The following is a 24,833-nucleotide window of genomic DNA, read 5'->3' as shown; positions in this document are numbered from 1 at the left end:
AGGGCGCGCCCAGCTCGTGGCGTTCGTTGATTACAGTTCGATTCGTTCGACGAGCTGATCGCGATTCTCGTTCGTGTTGACGGCGACGATACGGATCTCGTCCTCGAGACCCGATCCGCGCAGTTTGGCTTTCAGGAGATTGTCGACCTGGTAGACGCCGGCCGCGTTCGTCATCTCGATCTCGACCATGACTGGTCGCCCTTCGCCCTCGTGTAACGACACGCGGTTGATCGCCTGGCTCGAGAGTGTGTTGATTCCGCGCCCACCCTGCTCGTAAGGGATCCGCGAGCGCCCGCGTTCCATATCCAGTGCGTCCGCGACGCGAATAATGCCGCCTTCGGTCGTCAGCGGCGTCTCGGCGGTGTGATGACAGATGATCGCGTGGAGAATCTCGCCTTTCATTCGAACGCAGTCCGCGAGGTCGTAGAACTCCGGTAACACCCGGTCGAGGATGTCGGCCGCGAGCGGGATCGAGTAGTAGGCATGCTGGTCGCGGTGGACGACGTGACCGACGTCGTGTAACGTCGCCGCGAGGACGATGATGACCGACTCGTCGGCTTCGGCGAGGCCCTGCTGGCTCGCGCCGTTGAACTCGACGTTGCCCGCTTTGAGCAGGTCGTACAGACAGAGCGCGCGGTTGCGAACGATCTCGATGTGTTTCGGACCGTGGTCGTTGTACCGTTTTCGATCGACCGCGTTGACGTTCTGGGCCTCGAGGTAGGTCTGGATCTCCTCGTCGGTCGTGACGAACTCGAGCACCTCGTTGCACTTGTCGTCGGGAAAGTGATGTTCGTCGTCGGGAACGTAGACGCGGCGCGTGTCCTCGGTCACTGAAGCGTCGCTCATATGCGGTGGTCGCCGGCGGAGTAAAAAAGCCCTCCGCCAATCGAAATCGTTCGACTGGCGGCCGATCGGATTCGAAGGTCGTCGATCAGGACGCGTCGGCGACCGCGTCCTCGACTTCGGCGTACTCCGGTTCGACGCCCGGATCGTCCGTCACCCACGAGTAGGCGACTTCGCCGTCGCTGTCGACGACGAACACGGAGCGCTTGGCGACGCCGTGAACGCCGAGGTCGTCGAAGTCCATGCGGATGTCGTAGTCGTCGATGGTTTCCTTTTCGAAGTCGCTGAGCAGGCCGAACTCGAGGTCGTTCTGGTCGCGGAACTCGTTGAGCGAGAACGGGGAGTCGACGCTCACGCCGTACACCGTCGCGTCGAGGTCGTTGAACGCCGAGAGGCGGTCCTGAAACGTACACATCTCGGTCGTGCAGACGCCCGTGAACGCGCCGGGGAAGAACGCGAGGACGATCGGGCCCTCGTCCGCGAGCCGATCCGAGAGCGTAAAGGAGTCAATATCGCCGTTTGCGAGCGGTGCCGTGAAATCTGGTGCAACGTCGCCGGTTTCTGGCATCACTCGAGGTTGTACGTTGAGCGAAAAGACAGTTTCGTTCGCGAGACAGTCTCTCCGTGCGTTCGATCTCGCTGTGTAACTGAGTACGATTCGCGTTCGCAACGGATACTGTTCGTCCGGGCCCGATAGTCACGCCCTACGCTCCAGTCGGGGACCGAATTCTGGTGCCTGACTCGCCATCCACACTCTCGGTCTCGCACCAACGTCCACGCTCTCCCGTGACGCGTTCGTCCGAGTCGGTGTTCACGGGTCCGGGTAGCGACCCAGCGGCTCGATCGGACTCGACACGAGCGCGCTCGAATTGCAGTACCGTACCATCGACGGTCCGCCGTCGAGTGATCGAAGATGCCCCCAGGCGGTACAGTCCCCTCACGCGGGCATTCAGGCACTCGTTGCCTAGCTATGTGGTCCAAAAAGGTTATAATTGCCAGCGGATAAGCCACGCATAGAGATGGCACTCGAAACTGCACCGCTGTTTGCTCCCATTCCAGGGGGGACGGAACTATTAGTCATCCTTTTCATCGCGATTTTGCTCTTCGGAGCGAACAAGATCCCAAAACTCGCTCGGTCGACGGGAGAGGCGATGGGCGAATTCCAGAAGGGCCGTGAAAAGGTTGAAACTGAACTCGAGGAGATGCGAGAAACCGGTACCTACGACGACGTAGACGACGAGGAGGACGAGGAATCCGACTTCGTCGATACGGAGCCCGTGACTTCCGACGACGAGACCGATTCGGACACCAACACGGAGACGGAAACGCAGTCGAACTGACCTGTTTCTCGAGCAGGGCGTGTGGCCTAGCGGAGAGGGCAGGAGGTTCCTAACCTTCTGATCGTGGGTTCGAATCCCGCCACGCCCGTGCAGCGAGCCACGAAGTGGCGAGCGAACCGGCGTGGCGGGATTCGAATAAGAGAACGGCGAGCGAAGCGAGCCGTTCGCGTCGTTCGAATCCCGGCCGCACCCACTTTGCTGTAAGTAACTGCGAGGAGTGAAAACGACACCTCGACATTCGAACACGATGACGGCGAGCGGAGCGAACCGTTCGCGTCGTTCAAACTCACGTACCAGTCTACGCTGTATCTCCGTTCGTCGTACGACAGACACACGATTCGAAGTTGGTCGCGCTTGTGCGGGCGAGCGAGGTCCCGGAGTTCGGCTCGAGTCCCGTGTTGTGACTCGAGTCACAGGACCACCTACCGGCCGAGTTTTCGAGACCACTCTCGAGCGTGGCTGGTACCGAAAAGCGCTCGAAGACTGGGTTCCTCGAGATTAGTCGTCGACGTCGAGTACAGTTAGCAACTCCGCGTGATCGTTCGGGTCGGCCTCGAGATCGGGCGAGTCCTCGAGCAGGCGATCTGTGAAACGACGTCGGGCGGCCGGATCGCGAACGATCTCGGCCTGAAGGGAGTCGACTTTTTCGCGGTCCGCGCTCGCGCTGCGGTTGATCCACATTTTCAGGTACTCGAAGAAGACGTCGTCGTCGTTTCTGGGTGCGACGTCCTTGGTCGCCTCCGTGGCCCATTGTTCGACTTGCATCACGATCGCCTTTCGGTGTGCCCACGGCAGGTCGACGAGCCGGTCGGTGTCGACGCCGACGAACGACTCGGCCGCGGCGATCGCCTCGACCGTCGACGAACCCGAGTTGCCGGATTCGTGGTCCCGGTCGCCCGCAGCGTCTGCCACGAGGGTGTCAACCGTCTCCCAGCGTCGAAGCGGGATTTCGCCCCCGCGCTCGGTCCGGTAGAGATAGTAGCCGAACGCCGAGAGCAACAGCGACGTGAAGATCGTCGGAAACGCCGCCAACAGGCCGATCATGATGATCATCGCGCCGTGTGGACCGCGGGGTTTGTACTCGAACGAACGTGAGCCGATCGAGTCGCTCTCGAGGACCGCGGAAATCCGCCTGTCGGTACCGCTCTCTCCCCCGTCGGTATCGTCCCCCGTTCCGGCGGAACGCGAGCGTTCGGAACGGATACCTGCCGGGCCCGCGTCGCTGGATGCCCTCGAGTCGAGTCGGTCCGTCTCGAGTCGGGACTCGAGATGGTCCTCGATCGACCGGTGGACAGCATCGGGGTCAGCGGCGTCGTACTGACTCGTCTTGCTCGCCGGCGCTTCCTCGAGTGTCGACCGAGTGTACTCGAGACGCGCGGTTCGGTCGCTCATAGGTGTACCGAGAGAACTCCGCTGTATAAGGGTGTTCAGTTATTCCCGGGGTCCGGGAGTACCGGTCACGCGTCGGGGATCGTAAACTCGCTCGCACCGCAGTGACAGCCCTGTGGTGAGCCGATCGCGTACACGGACCCGTCCTCGAGCTTGCGTACGGCGTGGTAGGCGCCACACGCGGTACAGACGCCGAGTGTCTTCGTTACCGATGGCTGTCGTGACATACACCAACGACTCGAGCGCGGGGTAATGTAACGGTCCGATTGTTGCAATCGATCGATAGTGTTGCTCGAGCGAAATTCACTTTAACGGAACTATCACCTCAATTGCTCGAGTTGCAAGTAACGCAGTAAGATCCGGTCCGACGGCTAGTACGGCCGAAACACGCCTATCGGTCTGGTCGGACCGACCTGACACCGTTCGAACGACGTTTCGAGCCGATTCACTCGTTCAAATGCGATCGATACCCTTTCGGCTCAAACCCGCGCCGACAGATGACGCGCTTGCGTCCGACGCTTACGGCGCTCACTTCGTCGTCGTTTTCCATGTCGTCGATGACGTCCATCAGGTGTTCTTGAGTCCAGCCGGTTTCCTCGAGGACGGTGTTCTCGTCGACGCGGCCGCCACGCTTGACGAGCATTCTGAGAACCTTGTCTTCGTCAGGTAGTTCCCGTTCGTCGACGCCGTACTCCACCTGTTCGGCGTAGCTCAACGTTTCGTCCGCGTCGGTCGCCGAGCGGTCGGTCTCGTCCGCAGACGACCCCTCGGACGTGCTTGCGTCGGATTCGTCGCTCTTCCAGAGCGACGACAGCCGGGTCCATATCGCGTCAAATGGCATCTGTATTACCCTCCACAGAGATACTCGTTGGTCAGGCGTACTTCTCCCGTCGTCTTGTGTTTTTCGCGTTTCATATGTGGTCCTCGTCGCTGTAATCGGTCTCGTCTACGGTGACGCCCAGGACGGCGAAAGCCGACAGCCTTGCGACGTGCAAGGTGACTACGTGGTCGTGGGTTTCGACAGGTCAGCGGTCACAAACGTGTGCGAACCTCTCGCACGATACCGTCGACATCGTAGCCGTCGGTCGATTTGTCGAACACGACGTCGCCGTCGCATCGGACGACGAACACGCCGTCGGCACCCGTCTCGAGCGTGACCGACTCCAGTTGCCGACCGAACGACGTCAAGAGCGCACGCTGGACGTCGATCGCCCGCGAGAGGAACCCGCACGGGACACAGTATTCGATTTCGACCGTTGCCATGGGCGTCCGTTCTCGACCCTGCTACAAATCATGCCGGGTCTCGTGCCATCGGGTGACTGCGAGTCGCGGCTCACCGACGACGGCTTCGGTAGCGCTCGACGAGGTGCTCGAGCGTTTCGTGGTGGTTCGTCGTGTGCGGCGCGGTCAACGGCGAGATGCTGATGCGTCCGTTGACGACGGCGTGGCGGTCGGTCCCTGGCGGGTCGGAGATCGATCCGGGATCCATCTCCTCCCAGACGCGGTCCCGGAGTCGAATCGAGCCGTCGTTCATCGTGGCGTCCATCTCGTAGCGTTTCGACGGACGGGTGATCTCGACATCCGCCGGCGCCCCGTCAGGCATCGGCACGTTCACGTTGAGATACGCCGCGTGCTCGAATATCGCCGTCTCGAGGGCGTGCTCGGCGAGAAAGGACGTGATCCGGGTCGCCTCCGCGAACGACTCGGACTCGAGGACGATCTCGTCGAACGAGCGGTCGCCGGTCGCGGGGACGTACAGCGAGGTCGCGATCGCGGGCACGTCGAAGAAGGCTGCCTCGACGGCGGCGCTGATCGTTCCAGATCGGCCGAGTACGTACTCACCGAGGTTCGCACCGCCGTTACAGCCCGAGACCACGAGATCGGGTTCCGGACCGAGTTCGGCCAGCCCCGCGACGACGCAGTCAGATGGCGTCCCCTCGAGCGCGTAGCCGAGTTCGTGATCGAACACGTCCGCCTCGTGGGAGATCGATCGGCCGACCGCGCTCTGATCGGAACGGGGCGCGACGACGGTGACGTTCGCGACCGCAGATAGCGCGTCGTAGAGCGCCCGAATGCCGGGGCTGTCGATCCCGTCGTCGTTCGTCAGCAGGATCTCGAGGGCCATGTCGGTTCGCTCGAAGGGAATCAGGAAAAGCCCACCGTTTGGGAGCGTGGCTCAGACGAGGCGGTCGACGACGGTCTCTTCGTCCACGACGAGGTTGTACGCGCCTTCGTCGTCGTTCCAGAGCGCGAGCGTGCCGTCGAACGAACAGATCTCCCCGTAGTCGGCTTCGATCAGCGCGCGGTTCATCGCCGTCTCGTTCGTGAGGACCGCGTAGTGTTCGACGTCCTCGCTGCCGTCGCTGATCTTGAAAACGGGATTGGCCGAACCCCGCCCCTCGTCGTCGCTCAGCGAGTGGCTCAGTTTCGCGGCGACGAGGTCGATTCGGTTCGGCACGTGGCGGTCCATCTCGGCCATCTTGGCCCACGACCCCGACTCGAGCGACAGATCGATTTCGCGCTTCCCGTCGCGTCGCAGAATCGAAGCGGAAAACTGGACGTCGACGTTGACGAACTCGCCGGGCGCGTACGCCTCGTCGGTTTCGTTGGCGGCGTCCTCGAGCCGTCGTTGAAACGTTGGGACCGCGAGGTCGGGTCGAACGTCGAACGACCAGCCGCGATCGGACGGCCGCTCGCCCGGCCAGAGTCGAACGGCGGGCCCGAAGACGGTGATCGATTCGCCGTCACCGTTCGACGGGTCCGCCCGTAGCCACTCGAGCGTCTCTCCGGCCCCGACCGCGTCGTCTTCGACCCGCCGCTCGAGTCGGCGAAGCTGGATGCTCGTCTGCTTGTCCGCCGGGGCGATCGCGACCACCGCCCCGTCGGGCGCGAGCACCTCCATCGCGGATCTGAGGACGATCTCCGGCTCCTCGAGTTCGCTCAGGACGTTCCCGATCACGACGAGGTCGAAGCCGTCGTCCGCTCGCGTCGGATCGAACGCCTCGCTGCTTGCGGCCGCCGGATCGAACGTCTCGACGGTCGTCCGATGCACCGTCGTGTGGACGTTTCGGCCCGTCTCCTCGAGGAGTTCCTCGAGCACGTCGGCCGCGGCGGCGCTCGGCTCGACCGCGTGGTACTCGAGCAGCGAGTCGTCGGGTAGGTACTCCGCCAGTCCGAGTGCGGGGCCGCCGACGCCGGCGCCGATATCGAGCACCCGGAGGTTTCGTTCGAGCAAGCCACGCGTCGCCAGCGAATCGAGGGCGTACTGCGCGGCGGCGTAGTAGCCCGGCAGGTGGTAGATCGCGTACCCGGCCGCGACGTCTTCGTCGTACTCGACGGGCGCGCCCTCGAGGTACTGTGCTTTGAACCGGCGGATCGTCGAGCGGAGGAGATCGCCCGCCGCGCCCTCGGCCCAGTTCGGCCCGTACCGGTCCGCCAGAAGCGATTCCACCCGCTTTTCGTACGCCGGCGGAAACCGCTCGACGGGTCCCCGACGGGGCGAAATCGGCTCGTCACCCGCGGGGACGAAGGTGCCGTCCTCGCGCTCTAACAACTCCAGATCGGCCGCCTGTTCGCGCAGATCCTGCCGGACGACGGCGGGGTGGGGCGTGTCCTCGACGTACTCGCAGATCTCTTCCGGATCGATCGGTCTGACGTTGCGGAGGTACTTCGCGTTCGACCGGACGGCCTCGCGTCGCTCGCTCACGTTCATTCTGGATCGCCTCCCTCCTGGTTCGCGTCGGCGGCGTCGGCGATCCAATCCCCGTCCGCAACCGACCCCGGCGTCGTATCCCCGTGCCACCGCTCGGCGATCGATTCGTACAGCCGTTCGAACTCCTCGCCGTCCGCCTCGGCAATCTGTGCCGCGGCATCGGCGACGGCGTCCGCGCCGGCGAAGGTCCGCTGAATCTCCCCGTAGACGTGGGGCGTTCCGCCCGTCACCGTCTTCGCGAGATCCTCGAGGCCGTCGTAGACCGGCGTTTCGAACCCGTCGGGAACCTCCCGAGCGGCGAGTGCGAACGCGAGGACCGCCGCGTGGGTCCGGGCCTGAATCGTCTCCATGGCCTCGTCGTGTTCTGCGACCGTCGTCTCGAGCAGGTCGTTTCCGGCATTTGTGAGGTCCTCGAGCAACCGCTCGGTCGTCCGCCCGCTCGATTCGCGGACGACCGCGACCGTCCCCGGCGCTCGCTGGGGGGCGAAAAGCGGGTGGAGACTGGCGCGCTCGATTTCGCTCGCGTGGGCGTTCATCGCCTCGACCGGGGCCGCCATCACGCCCGACACGTCGATGATCACCCGCTCTGCGATCGGCGCGTACTCGGCGACGGCCTCGCCGACGTGGGCCATCGGGACGGCGAGACAGACGGCGTCGTACCTCCCTTCGTTCTCGAGATCTGCGACGCGTCCGTTCGTCGCCGCCGCGGCGTCCGCCGCAGCGTCGGGATCGATATCGGTGTACGCGACCGAGGCGTCGACGGCGCTGCCGAACCAGGTCCCCATCGATCCCCCGCCGACGATCAGTACGTCCATCGGAACCCACTACCCGCCGACGTTGCAAAAACGGTTCGATCGACGCCGTGTCGGGCGTTCGAAAGCGTACGAGGGCGGTCGAGTCGTCGACAAATCCTTGGCACTCGCCAGTCGGAAGGCGGCGTTCACCGATCGACGGACCGAACCGAGGAATGGTTCTTTCACCGTGGCACCCATCCCTGGGGGTATGTACGACTCGATTCTCGTGGCGACCGACGGGAGCGACGACGCCTCGGCCGCCGTGCGAGACGCCGTGTCGCTGGCTCGAGCGCTCGAGGTCCCGCTGTACGGCGTCGCCGTCGTCGAAACCCGGACGGCCTACGATACCGGCCTCGTCGATCCCGAGGAGGCCGAAGAACGGCTTCGGGCTCGGGCACGGGATTCCCTCGAGTCGCTCGAGCGGACGGCGTCCGACGCGGGCGTGTCGGTCACCACGTCGGTGCGGAGCGGGCCGCCGCACGAGGAGATCCTTGCGTACGCCGACGAACGCGACGTCGGCCTAGTCGTCGTGGGCTCGCACGGCCGGTCGTCGTTTCGACGGGCGCTGCTCGGGAGCACGGTCGATGCGATCCTTCGGCTCTCCGAGCGACCTGTGCTCGTCGTTGACGACGAGGACGACGCTGCGGGCAACTCGAGCTAATGGCCGCTCCCGAGGCGTCACGGGGGCGGTTCGGTCGGGGCGAAGGTTTACTGTCGTCGTCGTGAATTACCACACTATGACACTACTCGCCCCCTACGACGGGTCGGAGCTTGCGACCAGCGCGCTCGAGAAGGCGACCGAGTTCAGCGACATGCTTGACGAGGAACTCGTCGTCTTGACGGTGATTCCTGACGACGCGGAGTACGCTCAGGAACGCGGCTGGATCACTCGAGGCGAGCCGTTCGACGCCGGCGCCATCGCCGACGGTATCCGCGACCGTGCGCTGTCGGTCGCGCCGTCGGCGACGTTCCGAACCGAGCGAGTCGACTCGGACGAGCCGACCGCGACGGCGACCACGGACGTCGTCCGCGCGATTCGACTCGTCGCCGGGGAGCTCGAGGCCTCCGTGGTCTTCATCGGCTCGGAGAACGCCGGCTCGGTCATCGCGCCGCTCTCGAGCGTCGGCAGCCCCGTCGCAAACGACCAGCGCTACGACGTGTACGTCGTTCGGCACACGGACTGAGTCGGATCGGCGGTCGGTCGGCGAGCGCGACGGCCCAGGACGTTCGCCGGCGGAGCGACGAAACCGGCAAGAAACGCGCCGGTCGACAGAACGTTTATTCGTCTCTCGTCCGTCGATTGGAACAAGATATGGTCGACCCGAACGGGTGGGACCGAGACGTGTCTGCGCCTACCGGCCCCCAACACAGCCCGCCGGATTCGTTCGTCTCGCAGGCGAACGTCTCCGACGCCGACGTGTACGCGACGTTCGAAGATACCTGGCCGGAGTGTTGGGAACGGGCGGCCGAGTTGCTCGAGTGGGACCGATCTTACGACACCGTTCTCGAGACGGAAGACGCGCCCTTTTACCGCTGGTTCGACGGCGGTCGGCTCAACGCGTCGTACAACTGTCTCGACCGCCACGTCGAGTCGGGGCGGAAGAACCACGCCGCGATCCGCTGGGAGGGAAAACACGGCGAGACGCGGACCTACACCTACCGGGACCTGTACGTCGAGGTAAACGAGTGTGCCGCGGCGTTGCGGTCGCTCGGCGTCGAGGAAGACGACGTCGTGACGATCTACCTCCCGATGATCCCGGAGCTGCCGATCGCGATGCTGGCATGTGCCCGCATCGGCGCGCCGCACTCGGTGGTGTTCGCCGGGCTCTCGGCCGACGCGCTGTCGACGCGGATGGACGCCGCCAGTTCGGAGTACCTGCTCACCTGCGACGGCTACTACCGCCGCGGCGACGCGTTCAATCAGAAGAGCAAGGCCGACAACGCCGTGATCGGCCTCGAGCAGGACGTCGAGACGGTCGTCGTCGATCGACTCGGTGAGGACCTCCCCCACGTGCTCGGCGAGAACGAACGGGACTATCACGAGCTGCTCGAGGAGTTCTACGGGGAGACGGTCGAGCCAGTCTCGCGCGACGCCGACGACATGCTGTTCGTGATGTACACCTCCGGAACGACTGGCGAACCGAAAGGCGTCGTCCACGCGACCGGGGGGTACCTGACCAACGTCGCTTGGACGAGCCACGCCGTTCTCGACATCAAACCGGAGGACACCTACTGGTGTGCCGCGGACATCGGCTGGATCACCGGCCACTCTTACATCGTCTACGGCCCGCTCGCGCTCGGGACGACCACCGTCCTCTACGAGGGCTCTCCCGATTACCCCGACCGCGATCGACTCTGGGAGATCGTCGATCGAAACGCGGTCGACGTCTTCTACACCGCGCCGACGGCGATCCGCGCGTTCATGAAGTGGGGCGAGGAGTACCCGAATCGGCACGATCTCTCCTCGCTGCGTCTACTCGGGAGCGTCGGCGAGCCGATCAGTCCGCGTCCGTGGGAGTGGTACTACGAGCATGTCGGCAACGGAGAGTGTCCGATCGTCGACACCTGGTGGCAGACCGAAACCGGTGGGATCGCCGTCTCGACGCTCCCGGGGGTCGACGAGATGAAACCCGGCGCGGCCGGTCCGTCGCTTCCCGGAATCGACGCTCAAGTCGTCGACGCCGGCGGCGAGCCAGTCGAACCGGGCCAGGCGGGCTACCTGACCCTCGCCCAGCCGTGGCCCGGGATGGTCGAGACGCTTTACGAGGGCGACGACCGGTTCGTCGAGGAGTACTGGCGGCGATTTTCCGACCCCGAGTCCGGCGAGTGGATCTACTTCAGCGGCGACGCCGCTCGCGTCGACGAGGACGGCTACATCACCGTCCTCGGCCGGGTCGATGACGTCATCAACCTCGCGGGCCACCGGCTGAGCACGATGGAAATCGAGGGGGCGATCGCGGACACCGACGGCGTCGCCGAAGCGGCCGTCGTCGGTCGGACCGCGGACTCGAGCGATACCGAGATCTACGCGTACGTGAGCACCGAGCGCCGCGTCGACGACGAGTCGGCCGTCCGTTCCCGGGTCGAATCGAGCATCGAGAGCGCGATCGGTCCGCTCGCGCTGCCGGAAGCGATCGTCTTCACGCCGGAACTGCCCAAGACGCGTTCGGGGAAGATACTCCGCCGACTCTTAGAGGACGTGGCGAACGGCGAGGAACTGGGCGATACGAGCGCCCTTCGAAACCCCGAGATCGTCGGCGAAATCCAGTCCGCCTCGCGGGAGTGACGGAACCGAAACCGGACGTGTGGGTCGTTTCGTCTCTCTAGAATCCGCGAAACGAAACTCGAGAACTGATTCGCTTCCGTCGAGCGAGCGAGTGAGAAGGGGACGATTCTGGCGAACGAGCCGATACTACTATGTTCGTCGTCGTAGAAAGCGCGAAGTATGACGGTCGCGGAGCCCGATTCGCCGACGCTGACGGTCAACCAATACGATCGGCTTCTCGAGGCCGCGGAGACGTATCGAGAAGCGCTCGTCGTCAGGCTCTGTGGGGAAGTCGGCGTTCGTCCCGCCGAACTCGCTCGACTCTCGAGCGACGACATCGATCGAGTCGGGACCGATCCGCCGCGATACTTGCTCAGGATTCCGGCCGAAGAGAGCGAGTCGTCCGCAGATTGCGAGGCCCACCCCGGCCAAACTCGGACCGCCTACCTTCCGACCGAAATTCAGCGCGAACTCGAGCGCTACGTCCGGAGCAACGGTATCGGGGACGCGGAGCGGATTTTTCCGGTGACGCCGCGTCGCCTCCAGATGCTCGTCGCCGACGTCGCCGACCGGGCGGGCGAACGCGCAAACGACGAATCGCTTTCGTCCGTCTCCTCGAGCGACCTCCGGCGATACTTCGCGCGGTCGTCGCTGGTCGATCACGAGATCGATCCGCGGGTGGTAAAGATGGCCGGGGGATGGCAGAGCTTCGAGGCCCTCGAGTCGTACCTCTCCGAGCCCACGGACGAGGCGATCGTCGAGGCGTTCGAAATCGTCGAGGATCGATCGGAGTCGACACAGGATTCGACGACGCTGGGAGACGACGCGCTCGTCAGGTCGATGCTTGCCGAAACCGATCGGTACGCGCTCGTTCGGCTGGACGAGGCGGGCTACGTCGAGCGGTGGAACCGAAGCGCCGCCTCGACGTTCGGATACGACGCCAGCGAAATCGTCGGCACGCACGCTTCTATCTTCTACGCCGAGGAGGACGCGAGCGGCGATGCCATCGCGCGGAAGCTCGCGGACGCAACGCCGGAGTCCCCCCACGAGGACGATACCGGGTTCGTCTGTCGGGACGGAAGTAGGTTTCGAGCGACCGAACTCGTCGTCCCCACAGCCGACCGAGCGGGTGGGCACGAGGGCTACGGCCTGTTCGTCCACGACGTTTCCACGTATCACGAAAAACTCGAGTCAGAACGCTCGAGGAACGATCGACTCGAGGGATTCGACGCGGTCGCCCGCCGGTTCCGGGCCGTAGCCCGGGGACTCCTGTCGGCCTCGACCCACGACGAGGTCGAGACCGAGTGCTGTCGCGCTTTCGTCGACGGGCCCGCCTATCGATACGCCTGGATCGATCGGACGGCTCGAACGGGTACACGGACGAACTGGCGCACCTCGAGCGCCATTAGTCCCGGGGAGGCCGATCGGTTGCGGCCCGATACGTGGAGCGACGGAGCCGCGACGGCCGACGTCCATCGCGGATCGGACACCGGCGGACTCGACGGCGAGTCGGCCTCGCACTCGAGCGGTCGATCCGTCCGTTTCGACGGTGAGACTGACGACGCGAGCGGTTCCAGTGAGACGCCGGCGGCCGGGTCGGAAGGCGAGCCGCCAGCCGAACGGACGGTCGTCGCGGACGTCGCTGGACGGGTCGACGAAGAGTACGTCGAGGGAACCCTCGCCCGCGTTTGCGTCTCGTACGGCGATACCGTCTACGGGACGCTCTCGGTCGTCACAGAGCGCGATGACGCCTTCGACCGGGACGAACTCGACTGGCTCGAGACGATCGGTCGGCAGGTCGGGTACGCCATCGCGGCCGTTCGCCGGCGCAACCTCCTGCTGTCGGATACGGTCGTCGAACTCGAGTTCGTCTGCCGAGACGAGCAGTCGTTCTTCGTCGACGCGTCCGCCCAGCTCGATTGCCGGTTCGAAATCGACTCGTTCGTCCCCGTCTCCGAGTCGACGCAGCTCTACTACGTGACGCTGCAGGACGGCTCTCCAGCCACGGTGTTCGAACTGGCCGAATCCGATCCGGGGATCGGCGACTGTCGGTTGATCGAAACCTACGAGGACGGCTGGCGCGTCGAGTTCATCGTCGAGGGGTCGTGTCCGACGCTGACACTCACCGAGTACGGCGTGACCGTTCTCGAGGCCGTCGTCGAGAACGGGGAGGCGACCATCGCCGCCGAGTGTGCGGGCGGTACCGATCTCCGGACGATCGTCGACGGGTTGCGCTCGGTCTTTCCGGACTCCGAACTCGCCGGCAAACGCGAGGTCGAACGGACCGTCCAGACGGCCGCCGAGTTCCGTAACGGGCTCGCGGATCGACTCACGGACCGGCAGGAATCGGCTCTGCGGGCGGCGTACTTCGGCGGGTACTACGACTGGCCCCGAGAGAGCACCGCCGAGGAGGTCGCGGACGCGATGGGCGTTTCCTCGCCGACGCTGCACAACCACTTGCGGAAGGGACAGCACGAACTCCTCCGGACGTTTTTCGACGCCGCCAGCGAGTAGCGGTCCGTCGGGTACGATGGTCGTCTCGCGAGCGGAGTTTACCCCTTACGTATCTAGACTCGAGACCGAGTATCCGCCGTGATTGCTGATAGCATACCGTATGCCGTCCACTCACGATCGTGCGTCTCGGCTGTCGACGGCGTCGAAACATCGGATTCCGATAATTGTGCTCCGACAGCTAAGAAATTAATGATATATAGTTATGTTATTGCGTTGTGGTTTTACACAGCTAGATACTCCGTTTAGTACCCTGGTTCGTCATTGATTGGGTGTACCATGACAGACGAGAACGTCGATCTCGAGGTGCGCCTCGAAGAACAGGAGGCCTTCGAGCCACCGGAGTCGTTCGTCGAGCAGGCGAATGTCTCGGACGAGGGGATATACGAGGAGTTCGAGGAGAACTGGCCGGAGTGTTGGGAACGAGCAGCCGACATGCTCGAATGGGACGAGGAGTACGACGACGTACTCGTAGACGACGATGCACCCTTCTACGAGTGGTTCACCGGTGGACGACTGAACGCGTCGGCAAACTGTCTGGACCGACACGTCGAAGCCGGTCGCGGCGACAGCGTCGCGATCGAGTGGGAGGGAGAACTTGGTGAGACGCGTACGTACACGTACGATGACCTCCTCGAGGAGGTTGAGGAGTTCGCCGCGACGCTTCGCGATCTCGGCGTCGAGGAAGACGATGTCGTCACGCTGTACATGCCGATGATTCCGGAGCTGCCGATCGCGATGCTCGCGTGTGCCCGACTGGGTGCGCCGCACTCGGTCGTCTTCGCCGGCTTCTCGGCCGACGCGTTGGCCACCCGAATGAACTCGGCCGACAGCGAGTATCTCGTCACCTGTGATGGGTACTATCGCCGCGGGGACGCGCTCGATCACATCGAGAAGGCAAACGAGGGTCTCGCAGGCGTCGACCACGAGGTTTCCGATGTCGTCGTCGTCGACCGACTGGGCGACGAACTCGAGCACTCGCTTTCCGACAACCAGCACGATTACGACGAACTCGTCGCGGAGTACGCGGGCGCGTCGGTCGAACCGGTTTCGCGCGACGCCGAGGACATGCTGTTCCTGATGTATACGTCGGGAACGACCGGGAAACCGAAGGGCGTGAAACACACGACCGGGGGGTACCTTTCCTACGCCGCTTGGACGAGCCACGCCGTCCTCGACATCGAGGCCGACGACACCTACTGGTGTTCGGCCGACATCGGCTGGATCACCGGCCACTCCTACATCGTCTACGGCCCGCTCGCGCTCGGGACGACCTCGGTGATGTACGAGGGAACGCCGGATTACCCGGAGAAAGACCGCATGTGGGAGATCGTCGAGAAGAACGATGTCGACATCTTCTACACCGCGCCGACGGCGATCCGCGCGTTCATGAAGTGGGGCGCCGAGTACCCACAGGGATACGACCTCTCCTCGCTTCGACTGCTTGGGACGGTCGGCGAACCGATCAATCCGCGCGCCTGGAAATGGTACTACAAACACATCGGCAATGAGGAGTGTCCGATCGTTGATACCTGGTGGCAGACTGAAACCGGCGGCATGATGATCACGACGCTGCCAGGAGTCGGCACGATGAAGCCTGGATCGGCCGGACCACCGCTGCCGGGGATCGACGGACGGATCGTCGACGTCGACGGAAACCGGGTCGAGCCCGGTAACGCGGGCTATCTGACGGTCGATCAGCCGTGGCCCGGAATGCTTCGCACACTCTATCAGAACGACGACCGCTTTATCGAGGAGTACTGGTCCGAGTACTCCGATCCCGATTCCGACGAGTGGGTCTACTTCCCCGAGGACGGCGCGAAGATCGACGATGACGGCTACATCACCGTCCTCGGCCGGGTCGACGACGTAATCAACGTCTCGGGCCACCGGCTCGGGACGATGGAGATCGAAAGCGCAATCGTCGGCGTCGAAGGCGTCGCCGAAGCCGCCGTCGTCGGCGGCGACCACGAGGTCAAAGGCGAGGCCGTCTACGTCTACGCCATCACCGAAGACGGCTACGAAGAGGGCGACGAACTCGAGGAGCGCGTCGTCGAGGGGGTCCTCGAGTCGATCGGCCCGATCGCGAAACCGGAGGAGGTCATCTTCACGCCGGAATTACCGAAAACGCGCTCGGGCAAAATCATGCGACGACTGTTAGAAGACATCGCGAGCGGCAACGAACTCGGGAACACCTCGACATTGCGAAATCCCGAGATCGTCGACGACATCGCTGCACAGGTCGATAGCGACTAAGACAACCCGCTCGATTTTCGAAAATACCACTCGAGGGGGAACTACAATTCACAGACATATGCCAGATAATAACACTCACGATACGACTGACAAACAGGCTGCAACGGACGGGGGGGTCGCCGGACAGGCTGGCCAATCCCATCGAAATACGGACTACCTCAGTTCGGAAGTCAATCTATTGAACCCGAGCACGCCGTTCATGCGCGATCACCTTCGCATCGTCTGGACGGGATTCGTCATCTGGGTACTCGCCGTGTTCGGCCCGGTGACGGCGACATACGTCGCCACCGACGCGATGACGGTCCAGATGCCGGTGCTCGGCTTCCCGCTTCATTACTTCCTCGTCGCGTTCGGTGCGCCGACGAGCGCGTTGATCCTCTCGTTCTGGTACTCACGCAAGCGAGACGCGTTAGACGAGAAGTACGGCATCGATCACGCAACCGTTGAGGGCACTGACCACGGGAGCGCCGATGCGGCGGCCGCCGACGGGGGTGTCAACGAATGACGGGCGTCTCGTTCGTGCCGCTTCAGGAGAGTCTCCTTCCGGAGTCGCTCAACATCTCGTTCAAGCTCCTCCCGGCCCTGCTCGTCCTCGGGATGCTCGGACTGTTCCTCGCTATCGGCTTCGTCTTCCGTGTGGCCGACACCGAAGACATGTGGGTCGCCGGCCGTTCGATCGGGAACTTAGAGAACGGGATGGCGATCGGTGCGAACTGGATGTCGGCGGCGTCCTACCTCGGGATGGCGGCCTCGATCGCACTGGCGGGCTTTTACGGGCTCGTGTACGTCGTCGGCTGGACGACGGGGTACTTCATCCTGCTCATCTTCATGGCCGCGCAACTGCGCCGGTTCGGCAAGTACACCGCGCCGGACTTCGTCGGCGACCGCTTCAACTCCGACAGCGCGCGCGCCATCGCGGCCGTGACGACGTTCCTCATCGGCTTCGTCTACGCCATCGGGCAGGCGAAGGGGATGGCCCTGGTCGGCCTGTACATCTTCGGCGACTACGGCGGCCTCATTCCCGGCCTCGACGGCTACCAGGTGATGGTCGTCGCCATGATGGTCATCACCGTCGGCTACCTCACCCTGTCGGGTATGATGGGGGCGACGAAGAACCAGGCCGTCCAGTACATTATCCTCATTCTGGCGTTCGTCGTCGGCCTGTTCGTCGTCGGCTACACGAACGGCTACTCGACGGTGCTGCCACAGCTCGAGTACGGAATGTTGATAAACGACCTCGGGAGCGAGTTCAGCGAACCGTTCGCGACCTCGGGTTACTACCTCTGGATCGCGACGACGTTCTCGCTGATCGTCGGGACCTGCGGACTACCCCACGTGCTGGTGCGGTTCTACACGGTCGAGAGCGAGCGGACGGCTCGCTGGTCGACCGTCTGGGGACTGTTCTTCATCTGCATCCTCTACTGGAGCGCCCCCGCGTTCGCGGCGTTCGGGACCGACCTCTACAGTCAGAACGTCGGCCCGACCTACGGCGATCCGGGGATGACCAGTGCGGCCAGTGAAGTCATCGTCGTGCTAGCGGCCCAGCTGTCGAACCTGCCCCAGTGGTTCGTCGGCATCGTCGCAGCCGGCGGTATCGCGGCGGCCATCGCGACCGTCGCCGGGCTGTTCATCGCCGGTTCCTCGGCGATTAGCCACGACATCTACACGAACATCATCAACGAGGACGCGACCCAGCGCGAGCAGATCCTCGTCGGTCGCCTCTCGATCGTCGCGCTCGGCGTGCTGACGACGCTCGCCGCGCTCGACCCGGCGTCGTCGATCGCCGCGCTCGTCGGCTACGCGTTCGCGCTGGCCGGCTCCGTGCTGTTCCCGATGTTCTTCCTCGGAATGTGGTGGGAGAACGCAAACCGCCAGGGCGCGCTCGCCGGCATGATCACCGGACTGGTCGGCTGGTCGATCCCGATGATAAACGAGATCGTCCCGAACTACGTGGGCGGCCTCGAGGCCCCGCTGTCGACGGGTCTGGCACAGTTGATGCCCGCGATCGGCTCGGCGCTGATCACCCTGCCGATCGTCTTCGCCGTCACCATCGTCGTCTCGCTGGTGACCGAGGAGCCGGACATGGAGACCAAGCGGATCGTCCGGCAGTGTCACAGCCCCGAGCCGATGCGCCAGCAACAGACCGCAGAAGACGTCGTAACCGACGGGGGCGAGACCCCCGCGGACGACTAGACCCATGTACGATAGAATACTCGTTCCGACCGACGGTAGCGACACGGCCGAAGAGGCGGTCGAGCACGCGCTCGATCTCGCCGACAAGTACGGGGCCGAAGTTCACGCCCTGTACGTGGTCGACACCAACGCGATGAGTCTCAGCCTCGGCGGCGAACAGCTCGACCGAATCGAGCAGGGCAACTACGGCGAGATGGACGAAGTCCGTGAGCGCGCCGAGACGGCCACGGGCTACGTGGCCGATCGCGCCGCCGAACTGGGGATCGACGTCGTCGAGCACGTCTCGGCGGGACGACCCCACGACATGATCGCCAACTACGTCACGAGCAACGATATCGATCTCGTCGTCATGGGATCGCACGGACGCACCGGCGTCCGTCGGGCGCTGCTCGGTAGCGTCACCGAGCGGACCCTGCGGTCGACTCGCGCTCCGGTACTGGTCATCGACAGCGACGAGGAATAACGCGGCTCGAGCCTTTTTTAGCGGCACCGAGTATCGAGGGCGACAGTGGCGACCGTCGTCGTTCGCATCGACAACAGCGACGGACGGTGATTTCCGATGCCACTCGCGTGACTACCGATCCTGCTGGCGGATCGCCAGCTCGACGTTCCACACGAAGCCGAAGTAGGCGACGATCCCCGCGAGCATGAGCATGTAGTACACCCACGTCGGCGGCTCGAGGAAGTAGGCGACGACTTCGACCAGCGTCACCCAGACGACCGCGAACGCGAGGTCGGTCAGGATTCCCCACCGCTGTTCGCGCGCAGTTCGCAGCCACTCGCCGGCCCCGGTCATCGGCCGCTCACCCGACGGTCGAATCCGTACATCGCGTGATTCGTTCGCAGTATCACGAAAAAAGGCTATCGACCCACGACGGCGTCTACGCTTCACCGCACTCGACTCGTCTGCGAGACCGTCGTAGCCTCTCGAGCGAGTACCGCGCGATCCAGTATTCGGTAGCGACCAACGGTCGAAAACGAAACCGCCTAACCGCATCCGAATGTAGCTACGCGCATGCACGACGACAGCGAGGTCGCCGTCCTCCGGCTCGGTCACCGGCCCGGACGCGACGAGCGGATGACGACACACGTCGGCCTGACCGCGCGGGCGCTCGGCGCCGATCGGGTGATCTTTCCCGATAATGCCGGCCAATCGCTCGAGACGGTCGCGGACATCACCGACCGCTTCGGCGGCCCGTTCGACGTCGAACTGACTGAGTCGCCGAACGCGATCATCCGAAACTGGGAGGGAGAAGTCGCCCACCTGACGATGTACGGCGAGCGAATCGAGACCGTCGAGGAGGGGATCCGACGCGCACATTTCACGGACGACCGCCCGCTGTTGCTCGTCGTCGGCTCCGAGAAGGTCTCCTTCGACGTCTACGAAGCGGCCGACTGGAACGTCGGTGTCACCAACCAGCCCCACTCGGAGGTCGCCGGGCTGGCGGTCTTTCTCGACCGACTCTACGAGGGCCGCGAGTTCGACAGAGAGTGGGAAAACGCGGACCGACGCGTCGTTCCCAAAGCGACCGGCAAACGCGTCGAATCAGTCGACGAGTGAGTCGCGAACGGGTCGATTGGCCACTCGAGTTCGAACGAACGGCCGGCCTCCACGCGGTGGCGAAATCGCCCGGCTCCGTCGTCGCTCAAAAGACTTAATGGTCGCATACTATTAGGAGTAGCTAATGGCTTTTGAGGACCTGCTCGAGGATCCAGTCATCCAGAAGTACTTACACGAGCTGGTCGGTCCAACGGGGATGCCCGTCGCGGCGGCGCCGCCGGACGGGGAAGTGACCGACGAGGAGCTCGCCGAGGAGCTCGATCTCGAGTTAAACGACGTTCGTCGGGCGCTGTTTATCCTGTACGAGAACGACCTGGCTACGTACCGCCGCCTCCGCGACGAGGACTCGGGGTGGCTCACCTACCTCTGGACGTTCGAGTACGACAACATTCCGGAGAACCTAGAAGAGGAGATGCACCGGCTGCACGAGGCGCTCGAGGACCGCCAGGAGTACGAACGGAATCACGAGTTCTACCTCTGTGAGATCTGTTCGATTCGCTTCGAGTTCGGCGAGGCGATGGACTTCGGCTTCGAGTGCCCAGAGTGCGGATCACCTGTCGAATCGATGGACAACGACCGCCTCGTACACGCGATGGACGACCGACTCGCCGCCCTCGAGGACGAACTCAATATCGACGCCTGATGGTAGTACTCGCAACGAAACTCTACGTAAGCGGTGATGCACGCGAGCGAGCGACGGATTCGCTTCGTTCGCTGGTAGAAAACGAGATCGGCGACCTCTCAGTCGAGTTCGAGGTCGGCGTGCGCCACGACGATTTCCCCTCAGTGACGATCGAGGGCGAGGACGCCGTCGTCGCTCGAAACGTCCTCCGCGAGGAGTTCGGCGAGATCGTCCCCGACCTCGAGGCCGGCGAAACGTACGTTGGAACGCTCGACTCGTGGGACGACGACGGGTTCGTCCTCGACGCGGGACAGCCGGTTCGGATCCCGGCCGAGGAAATGGGACTGGGTCCCGGCTCCCCGACGCAGGTCCGCGAACGGTACGGACTCGTCCAGCATATGCCGTTGGAGTTCGTCTACGGCGACGATGGTGACGGCGAAGACTCGACCCCGTCGCGTCTTTCCGAGGACGAACGCGACCGCCTTTACGAGTGGACCCGCGGCGACGGTCGACTGAACGTCAACAGCGCGACCCGCGGCGAAGTTCGGGCGACGCTCAACCGCGCCGGCCACGCGCAGGATTACATCACCGTCGAACGGCTCGGATTACTCGAGCAGAGCGTGATCTGCCCGGAAGACACCGATCCGCCGGGACTGCTCTCGAGCGTCGGCGAGTACCTGCCCGCAGAGCTTCGGTGTGTCGTCCCGTAACCAGCCATGAACCGACGCCTCGCTTTTGGAATTATTGTCGTGGCGTTACTCGCGACTCTCGCGGGCTGTTCGGCGTTTAACGGGGGAATATCCGACGAAGAACTCGATCGCGAAGGGGACTACGACGATCTCAGAGAGAGCAACGCAACCGCCAGGATCGACGTCGACAGCGGCGAGTTCCACTATCTGATCGCGAGCTACTGCTGGTTCATCGGTTTCCAATCGGTGTTCTGCGCTGAACCAGAACGGGTTACTGCAGGAGAATAGGACGAACTCACTGCGGCAAGAAGTAGATGAACCCACCGTATCCGGCGACGAGCACGAGTCCGTCGAGTCGCGTGAGCGTTCGCCCGTAGCTCATCATCGCGACCAATACGAGGGTGAAGACGATGAGCGCGGGAAACTCGAACTGGATCGTACTCGTCGCGATCTGGATCGGGGTGATGAGCGCGACGATGCCGAGGACGGCCAAGACGTTGTAGATGTTCGATCCGACGACATTGCCGATCGCGAACTCGGTCTCGCCTCGAGCCGCGCCGATCGCCGAGGCCGCCAGTTCGGGCAGGGAGGTCCCGATGGCGAGCACCGTCAACCCGATGAACAGCTCCGAAAACCCGAACGCCTCCAGGAGCCCCGTCCCGCCCTCGATGAGCCACTGCGAACCGACGACGAGCGCGATCAGTCCGGCGAGGACGAACGCAACGTCTTTGAGCGCGATTCCGTCGCCCGAACCGGGCTCGTCGACCGCTGGCGTCTGATCGGCGTTCGTCGAATAGACAAGATAGACGGTGAAGCCAGCGAGAACCGCGATCAGGAGCGTCCCCTCGAGTCGGCCGATGACCCCGTCCACCCCGACGCCGACGAGCAAAACGGCGGCCAGGACCATGAACGGGACATGTCGCTTCATCGCGACCTCGCTGACCGAGAGCGGCTTGATCAAGGCGGAGACGCCAAGGACCAGGCCGATGTTCGCGACGTTCGACCCGAGGACGGTCCCGAGCCCGATATCGGTCGAGACGTCGAACACGCCGGTGATCGCAACGAAGAGTTCGGGGGCGGTGGTCGCGAACGCGATGACGGTCACGCCGACCGTCGCGGCCCGGAGTCCGACTCCGAGCGCGAGCCGACCCGCGCCGGCGACCAGTAGTTCAGCACCGGCGTAGAGGGCGACGATACCGACGACGAGCAGGGCGATCGGGACGAGAAGCTCCGAACCGGCGGGCATACCTCCGGCTTCTCGAGAATCGCGTATAAGCCGTCCGAAACGCGACTGGTCCGGCCGCCAGAAACGCGACTAGCCCAGCGATAAGGTGGCTCTTCGATCGGGACAGTCCCATTAGCGGCTATCCGACGACGAACGCGTCGAAGTCACACTCGTTATATCCCCGCCGTCACGAGCGTTGGTATGCACGTCTTCGGTCTCATCGGCAATCCGGTCGGCCACTCGCTTTCGCCGCCCATGCACGAGGCGGCCTACGACGACCTCGGCCTCGAGGGGCGGTACGTCACCTTCGAACCCGATCCGAACGAACTCCAAACCGCGATCGAGGGTGCGAACGCGCTCGGCGTTCGCGGGCTGAACGTGACGATCCCGTTCAAGCGGGACGTCCTCGAACTCGTCGAACCAGACGACCTCGCGAGTCGCATCGGGGCCGTCAACACGATCGACTTCTCCGGAGCGGCGCCGACGGGCCACAACACGGACGCCGTCGGCGCGATCAGGGCGCTTCGAGACCACGACGTCGCCCTCGAGGGCGCTCGAGCGGTGGTCGTCGGCGCCGGCGGCGCGGGACGCGCGATCGCGTTCGGGCTGGCCGACGCCGGCGCGACCGTCGATATCGCGAATCGCACGGAGTCGACCGCCCGCGAGCTGGCCGAGTCGGTTTCGGGGGCCACCGGTCACGGACTCGACGCGCTCGGCGATCTGCTTTCGGACGCCGACGTCCTGATCAACGCCACGAGCGTCGGGATGGAGTCCGACGAGTCGCCGGTACCGGCCGACGCGCTCCACGGCGAGTTGGCGGTCATGGACGCCGTCTACCGGCCGCTCGAGACGAGGCTCCTCCGGGATGCGAAAGCCGTCGGCGCGACGACGGTAGACGGCGGGTGGATGCTGCTCTACCAGGGCGTCGAAGCGCTCGAGATCTGGACCGGCGAAGACGCCCCCGTCACGGCGATGAACGAGGCGCTCCGTCGCTGCCTGTCGGTAGATTTCACTCCCTAGATCGAACGGGTTTAAGTGAGCGAGTCAACAATGATCGCACAATGGGACTCCTGCAGAAGCTGAAGTCGGTGCTCGGTCTCGGTGACTCGGGATCCGAACGGTCACGCTCTCGAGACGTTGGCGTCACGATCGAACGTGACCGAACCCAGACGGACGAGAGCCCCGAGGAGGCCGCGGCGGCGGACACGACGGCCTCGAGTTCGACCGGTTCGATGACCCAGTCACCGGAGTCGGCCGACGAAGCGGCCGAACCGGCCGAAGCGACCGGCCCGACCGACGAGGACGCGACGCCGACGACCGAAAAGACACCCGAACAGGGCGACCGGGCACCGTCGCCTCCCGCCGACGCCGACGAAGAGAGCGAGGATGCTGTCACGGACGACGCCGAAGATGTCGCCGCGGACGACGGCGAGGACGCTACCGCTGAGGATGGCGATTCGGCGGCCGTGGACGACAGCAACGAGGACGACGGCAACGAGGCGGTCGAGGACGATGGCGACGCGGAGAGCGATTCGACCGCCGGAGACGACGGAACCGGCGACGAAGCCGCGGCGGCAGACACGACGGCCTCGAGTTCGACCGGTTCGCTGACCCAGTCACCGGAGTCGGCCGACGAAGCGGCCGAACCGGCCGAAGCGACCGGCCCAACCGGTGCGGACGCGAAACCGACGACCGAAAAGACGCCGTCGGACGGCGAGCCGGCTGACGACGCCGAACCGGGAGTCGACGAGGAGACGGCGACCGAGCCGGAAGTCGACGGCGAGCCGACCGACTCGATCAAGGGGATCGGGCCGGCCTACGCGGATCGACTTCGCGAGGCGGGCGTCGAGACCGTCGACGACCTCGCGGCCGCCGACGCGGGCGAACTGGCTGCCGAGACGGACATCTCGGAGACGCGGTTGCAGGGCTGGATCGACAGAGCCGAAGTCCGATAGTTCCCGAGCGGCAGTTCGGTGACGAGTCGAACCAGCCCCACCGTCGCGGAACGTGGCTACCTGCTTAGCCGCCCGCCTCTTCCCGCACCGATTGCTTCGCAGTGTCGGCTCTTGCTATCGCGCGCCGACTCGAAACGTTGCTGTCCCGCGTTCTTTCCGACCGTCGTCGGTTCGAAACCGCAAAATGATTAGCTGGGTGGCTCCTTCTCACTTTCATGACCGAACCGCGGGTCGTGACCTCCCTCGAGTCCGTTCAAGACGCCGTCAGGGCCGCGGAAACACGCTTCGAGGACAGTCCAAACGGCTCCGGGCACGCCCCGAGAGCATCCTCACTCGAGCGCCCGCCTCCGAGACGGCGGGCGAGCGAACCGATTCGAACCACCGAAACGCGCGAGGCGACTCCATCTCGCTTTCGGTCGGCAAACGCCTGATCCGAAACTTCTGTGAACTGGCGGCCGAGTACGACTCGAGGTAACAG

At 64.3% G+C, this 24,833-nt stretch carries 27 protein-coding genes and 1 tRNA gene; 17 read left to right on the top strand and 11 right to left on the bottom strand.

What is annotated here, in order from left to right:
- Positions 1 to 30: 30 nt before the first annotated feature.
- Together EL22_RS02190 and EL22_RS02185 are read right to left on the bottom strand one after the other, a co-directional pair.
- Positions 31 to 846, bottom strand: coding sequence for an HD domain-containing protein (locus EL22_RS02190; RefSeq protein WP_050049957.1), 816 nt, complete (start codon positions 844 to 846; stop codon positions 31 to 33).
- 85 nt (positions 847 to 931) lie between these two features.
- The gene (locus tag EL22_RS02185) at positions 932 to 1,411 is read right to left on the bottom strand and encodes a redoxin domain-containing protein (protein WP_050049956.1); all 480 of its coding nucleotides are present in this window, start codon (positions 1,409 to 1,411) and stop codon (positions 932 to 934) included.
- Positions 1,412 to 1,862: 451 nt separating this feature from the next.
- On the opposite strand from EL22_RS02185, the gene EL22_RS02180 reads away from it, so the two are divergent.
- Together EL22_RS02180 and EL22_RS02175 are read left to right on the top strand one after the other, a co-directional pair.
- Positions 1,863 to 2,183: a twin-arginine translocase TatA/TatE family subunit gene (locus EL22_RS02180; RefSeq protein ID WP_050049955.1), complete on the top strand. Its 321-nt coding sequence runs from the start codon at positions 1,863 to 1,865 to the stop codon at positions 2,181 to 2,183.
- A 15-nt stretch (positions 2,184 to 2,198) separates the two neighbouring features.
- Positions 2,199 to 2,271: transfer RNA gene (locus EL22_RS02175), tRNA-Arg, on the top strand.
- A 410-nt stretch (positions 2,272 to 2,681) separates the two neighbouring features.
- Here EL22_RS02175 and EL22_RS02170 read toward each other — a convergent pair.
- The 7 genes from EL22_RS02170 to EL22_RS02145 all read right to left on the bottom strand — a co-directional run bounded on the left by EL22_RS02170 (position 2,682) and on the right by EL22_RS02145 (position 8,099).
- Entirely contained in the window at positions 2,682 to 3,575 is an 894-nt protein-coding gene (locus tag EL22_RS02170) for a hypothetical protein (protein ID WP_050049954.1), read from the bottom strand.
- A 65-nt stretch (positions 3,576 to 3,640) separates the two neighbouring features.
- Positions 3,641 to 3,799, bottom strand: a complete 159-nt coding sequence (locus EL22_RS16980; protein ID WP_156184029.1) for a hypothetical protein — start codon at positions 3,797 to 3,799, stop codon at positions 3,641 to 3,643.
- Positions 3,800 to 4,017: 218 nt separating this feature from the next.
- On the bottom strand, positions 4,018 to 4,413 hold the full coding sequence (locus tag EL22_RS02165; RefSeq protein ID WP_050049953.1) for a hypothetical protein: 396 nt from the start codon (positions 4,411 to 4,413) through the stop codon (positions 4,018 to 4,020).
- Positions 4,414 to 4,604: 191 nt separating this feature from the next.
- Positions 4,605 to 4,835 carry a SelT/SelW/SelH family protein gene (locus EL22_RS02160; protein ID WP_050049952.1) on the bottom strand — a complete coding sequence of 77 codons (231 nt, stop codon included), beginning with the start codon at positions 4,833 to 4,835 and terminating at the stop codon, positions 4,605 to 4,607.
- Positions 4,836 to 4,905: 70 nt separating this feature from the next.
- Complete coding sequence (surE, locus tag EL22_RS02155) at positions 4,906 to 5,697, bottom strand: 5'/3'-nucleotidase SurE (protein WP_050049951.1); 792 nt, start codon at positions 5,695 to 5,697, stop codon at positions 4,906 to 4,908.
- Positions 5,698 to 5,748: 51 nt separating this feature from the next.
- Positions 5,749 to 7,278 (bottom strand): small ribosomal subunit Rsm22 family protein, encoded by a 1,530-nt coding sequence (locus tag EL22_RS02150; RefSeq protein ID WP_050050482.1) that lies wholly within the window; start codon positions 7,276 to 7,278, stop codon positions 5,749 to 5,751.
- 2 nt (positions 7,279 to 7,280) lie between these two features.
- Positions 7,281 to 8,099 (bottom strand): prephenate dehydrogenase/arogenate dehydrogenase family protein, encoded by an 819-nt coding sequence (locus EL22_RS02145; RefSeq protein WP_050049950.1) that lies wholly within the window; start codon positions 8,097 to 8,099, stop codon positions 7,281 to 7,283.
- Positions 8,100 to 8,286: 187 nt separating this feature from the next.
- Between EL22_RS02145 and EL22_RS02140 the strand changes: the two genes are divergently transcribed.
- The 8 genes from EL22_RS02140 to EL22_RS02105 all read left to right on the top strand — a co-directional run bounded on the left by EL22_RS02140 (position 8,287) and on the right by EL22_RS02105 (position 18,766).
- The gene (locus EL22_RS02140; RefSeq protein ID WP_050050481.1) at positions 8,287 to 8,739 is read left to right on the top strand and encodes a universal stress protein; all 453 of its coding nucleotides are present in this window, start codon (positions 8,287 to 8,289) and stop codon (positions 8,737 to 8,739) included.
- 76 nt (positions 8,740 to 8,815) lie between these two features.
- Positions 8,816 to 9,262 carry a universal stress protein gene (locus EL22_RS02135; protein WP_050049949.1) on the top strand — a complete coding sequence of 149 codons (447 nt, stop codon included), beginning with the start codon at positions 8,816 to 8,818 and terminating at the stop codon, positions 9,260 to 9,262.
- A 128-nt stretch (positions 9,263 to 9,390) separates the two neighbouring features.
- Positions 9,391 to 11,364, top strand: coding sequence for an acetate--CoA ligase (gene acs, locus EL22_RS02130; RefSeq protein WP_050049948.1), 1,974 nt, complete (start codon positions 9,391 to 9,393; stop codon positions 11,362 to 11,364).
- Positions 11,365 to 11,523: 159 nt separating this feature from the next.
- The gene (locus EL22_RS02125; RefSeq protein ID WP_050049947.1) at positions 11,524 to 13,857 is read left to right on the top strand and encodes a bacterio-opsin activator domain-containing protein; all 2,334 of its coding nucleotides are present in this window, start codon (positions 11,524 to 11,526) and stop codon (positions 13,855 to 13,857) included.
- A 276-nt stretch (positions 13,858 to 14,133) separates the two neighbouring features.
- Positions 14,134 to 16,110: an acetate--CoA ligase gene (gene acs / locus EL22_RS02120; RefSeq protein WP_050049946.1), complete on the top strand. Its 1,977-nt coding sequence runs from the start codon at positions 14,134 to 14,136 to the stop codon at positions 16,108 to 16,110.
- 58 nt (positions 16,111 to 16,168) lie between these two features.
- Positions 16,169 to 16,615 (top strand): DUF4212 domain-containing protein, encoded by a 447-nt coding sequence (locus EL22_RS02115; RefSeq protein WP_050049945.1) that lies wholly within the window; start codon positions 16,169 to 16,171, stop codon positions 16,613 to 16,615.
- Complete coding sequence (locus EL22_RS02110) at positions 16,612 to 18,303, top strand: VC_2705 family sodium/solute symporter (protein WP_050049944.1); 1,692 nt, start codon at positions 16,612 to 16,614, stop codon at positions 18,301 to 18,303. Before EL22_RS02115 ends, EL22_RS02110 begins: the two co-directional genes overlap by 4 nt.
- 4 nt (positions 18,304 to 18,307) lie before the next feature.
- Positions 18,308 to 18,766 (top strand): universal stress protein, encoded by a 459-nt coding sequence (locus EL22_RS02105; RefSeq protein WP_050049943.1) that lies wholly within the window; start codon positions 18,308 to 18,310, stop codon positions 18,764 to 18,766.
- A gap of 111 nt (positions 18,767 to 18,877) precedes the next feature.
- On the opposite strand, the gene EL22_RS02100 is transcribed toward EL22_RS02105, so the two are convergent.
- Positions 18,878 to 19,099 (bottom strand): hypothetical protein, encoded by a 222-nt coding sequence (locus tag EL22_RS02100; RefSeq protein ID WP_050049942.1) that lies wholly within the window; start codon positions 19,097 to 19,099, stop codon positions 18,878 to 18,880.
- Positions 19,100 to 19,318: 219 nt separating this feature from the next.
- Here EL22_RS02100 and EL22_RS02095 point away from each other — a divergent pair, with 219 nt between their 5' ends.
- From EL22_RS02095 to EL22_RS02080, 4 genes are all read left to right on the top strand, one after another.
- The gene (locus EL22_RS02095) at positions 19,319 to 19,864 is read left to right on the top strand and encodes a tRNA (cytidine(56)-2'-O)-methyltransferase (RefSeq protein ID WP_050049941.1); all 546 of its coding nucleotides are present in this window, start codon (positions 19,319 to 19,321) and stop codon (positions 19,862 to 19,864) included.
- Between the two features lie 124 nt (positions 19,865 to 19,988).
- Entirely contained in the window at positions 19,989 to 20,507 is a 519-nt protein-coding gene (locus EL22_RS02090) for a transcription factor (RefSeq protein WP_050049940.1), read from the top strand.
- Positions 20,507 to 21,196, top strand: coding sequence for a DUF2110 family protein (locus EL22_RS02085; RefSeq protein ID WP_050049939.1), 690 nt, complete (start codon positions 20,507 to 20,509; stop codon positions 21,194 to 21,196). The genes EL22_RS02090 and EL22_RS02085 overlap by 1 nt, the downstream gene beginning before the upstream one ends.
- A 39-nt stretch (positions 21,197 to 21,235) precedes the next feature.
- Entirely contained in the window at positions 21,236 to 21,463 is a 228-nt protein-coding gene (locus tag EL22_RS02080) for a hypothetical protein (protein ID WP_050049938.1), read from the top strand.
- A 7-nt stretch (positions 21,464 to 21,470) separates the two neighbouring features.
- Here EL22_RS02080 and EL22_RS02075 read toward each other — a convergent pair whose 3' ends face one another.
- Positions 21,471 to 22,421, bottom strand: a complete 951-nt coding sequence (locus tag EL22_RS02075; RefSeq protein ID WP_050049937.1) for a calcium/sodium antiporter — start codon at positions 22,419 to 22,421, stop codon at positions 21,471 to 21,473.
- Between the two features lie 180 nt (positions 22,422 to 22,601).
- Here EL22_RS02075 and EL22_RS02070 point away from each other — a divergent pair, with 180 nt between their 5' ends.
- From EL22_RS02070 to EL22_RS02060, 3 genes are all read left to right on the top strand, one after another.
- The gene (locus tag EL22_RS02070; protein ID WP_050049936.1) at positions 22,602 to 23,420 is read left to right on the top strand and encodes a shikimate dehydrogenase; all 819 of its coding nucleotides are present in this window, start codon (positions 22,602 to 22,604) and stop codon (positions 23,418 to 23,420) included.
- A 41-nt stretch (positions 23,421 to 23,461) separates the two neighbouring features.
- Positions 23,462 to 24,355 carry a helix-hairpin-helix domain-containing protein gene (locus EL22_RS02065; RefSeq protein ID WP_050049935.1) on the top strand — a complete coding sequence of 298 codons (894 nt, stop codon included), beginning with the start codon at positions 23,462 to 23,464 and terminating at the stop codon, positions 24,353 to 24,355.
- A gap of 184 nt (positions 24,356 to 24,539) precedes the next feature.
- Positions 24,540 to 24,830, top strand: coding sequence for a hypothetical protein (locus tag EL22_RS02060; protein ID WP_050049934.1), 291 nt, complete (start codon positions 24,540 to 24,542; stop codon positions 24,828 to 24,830).
- Positions 24,831 to 24,833 lie beyond the last annotated feature (3 nt).

It is taken from the genome of Halostagnicola sp. A56 (assembly GCF_000691505.1).
Lineage (GTDB): Archaea > Halobacteriota > Halobacteria > Halobacteriales > Natrialbaceae > Halostagnicola.
The sequence above is the reverse complement of the archived record's forward strand: the minus strand, read 5'-3'. Positions and strand labels throughout refer to the sequence as shown.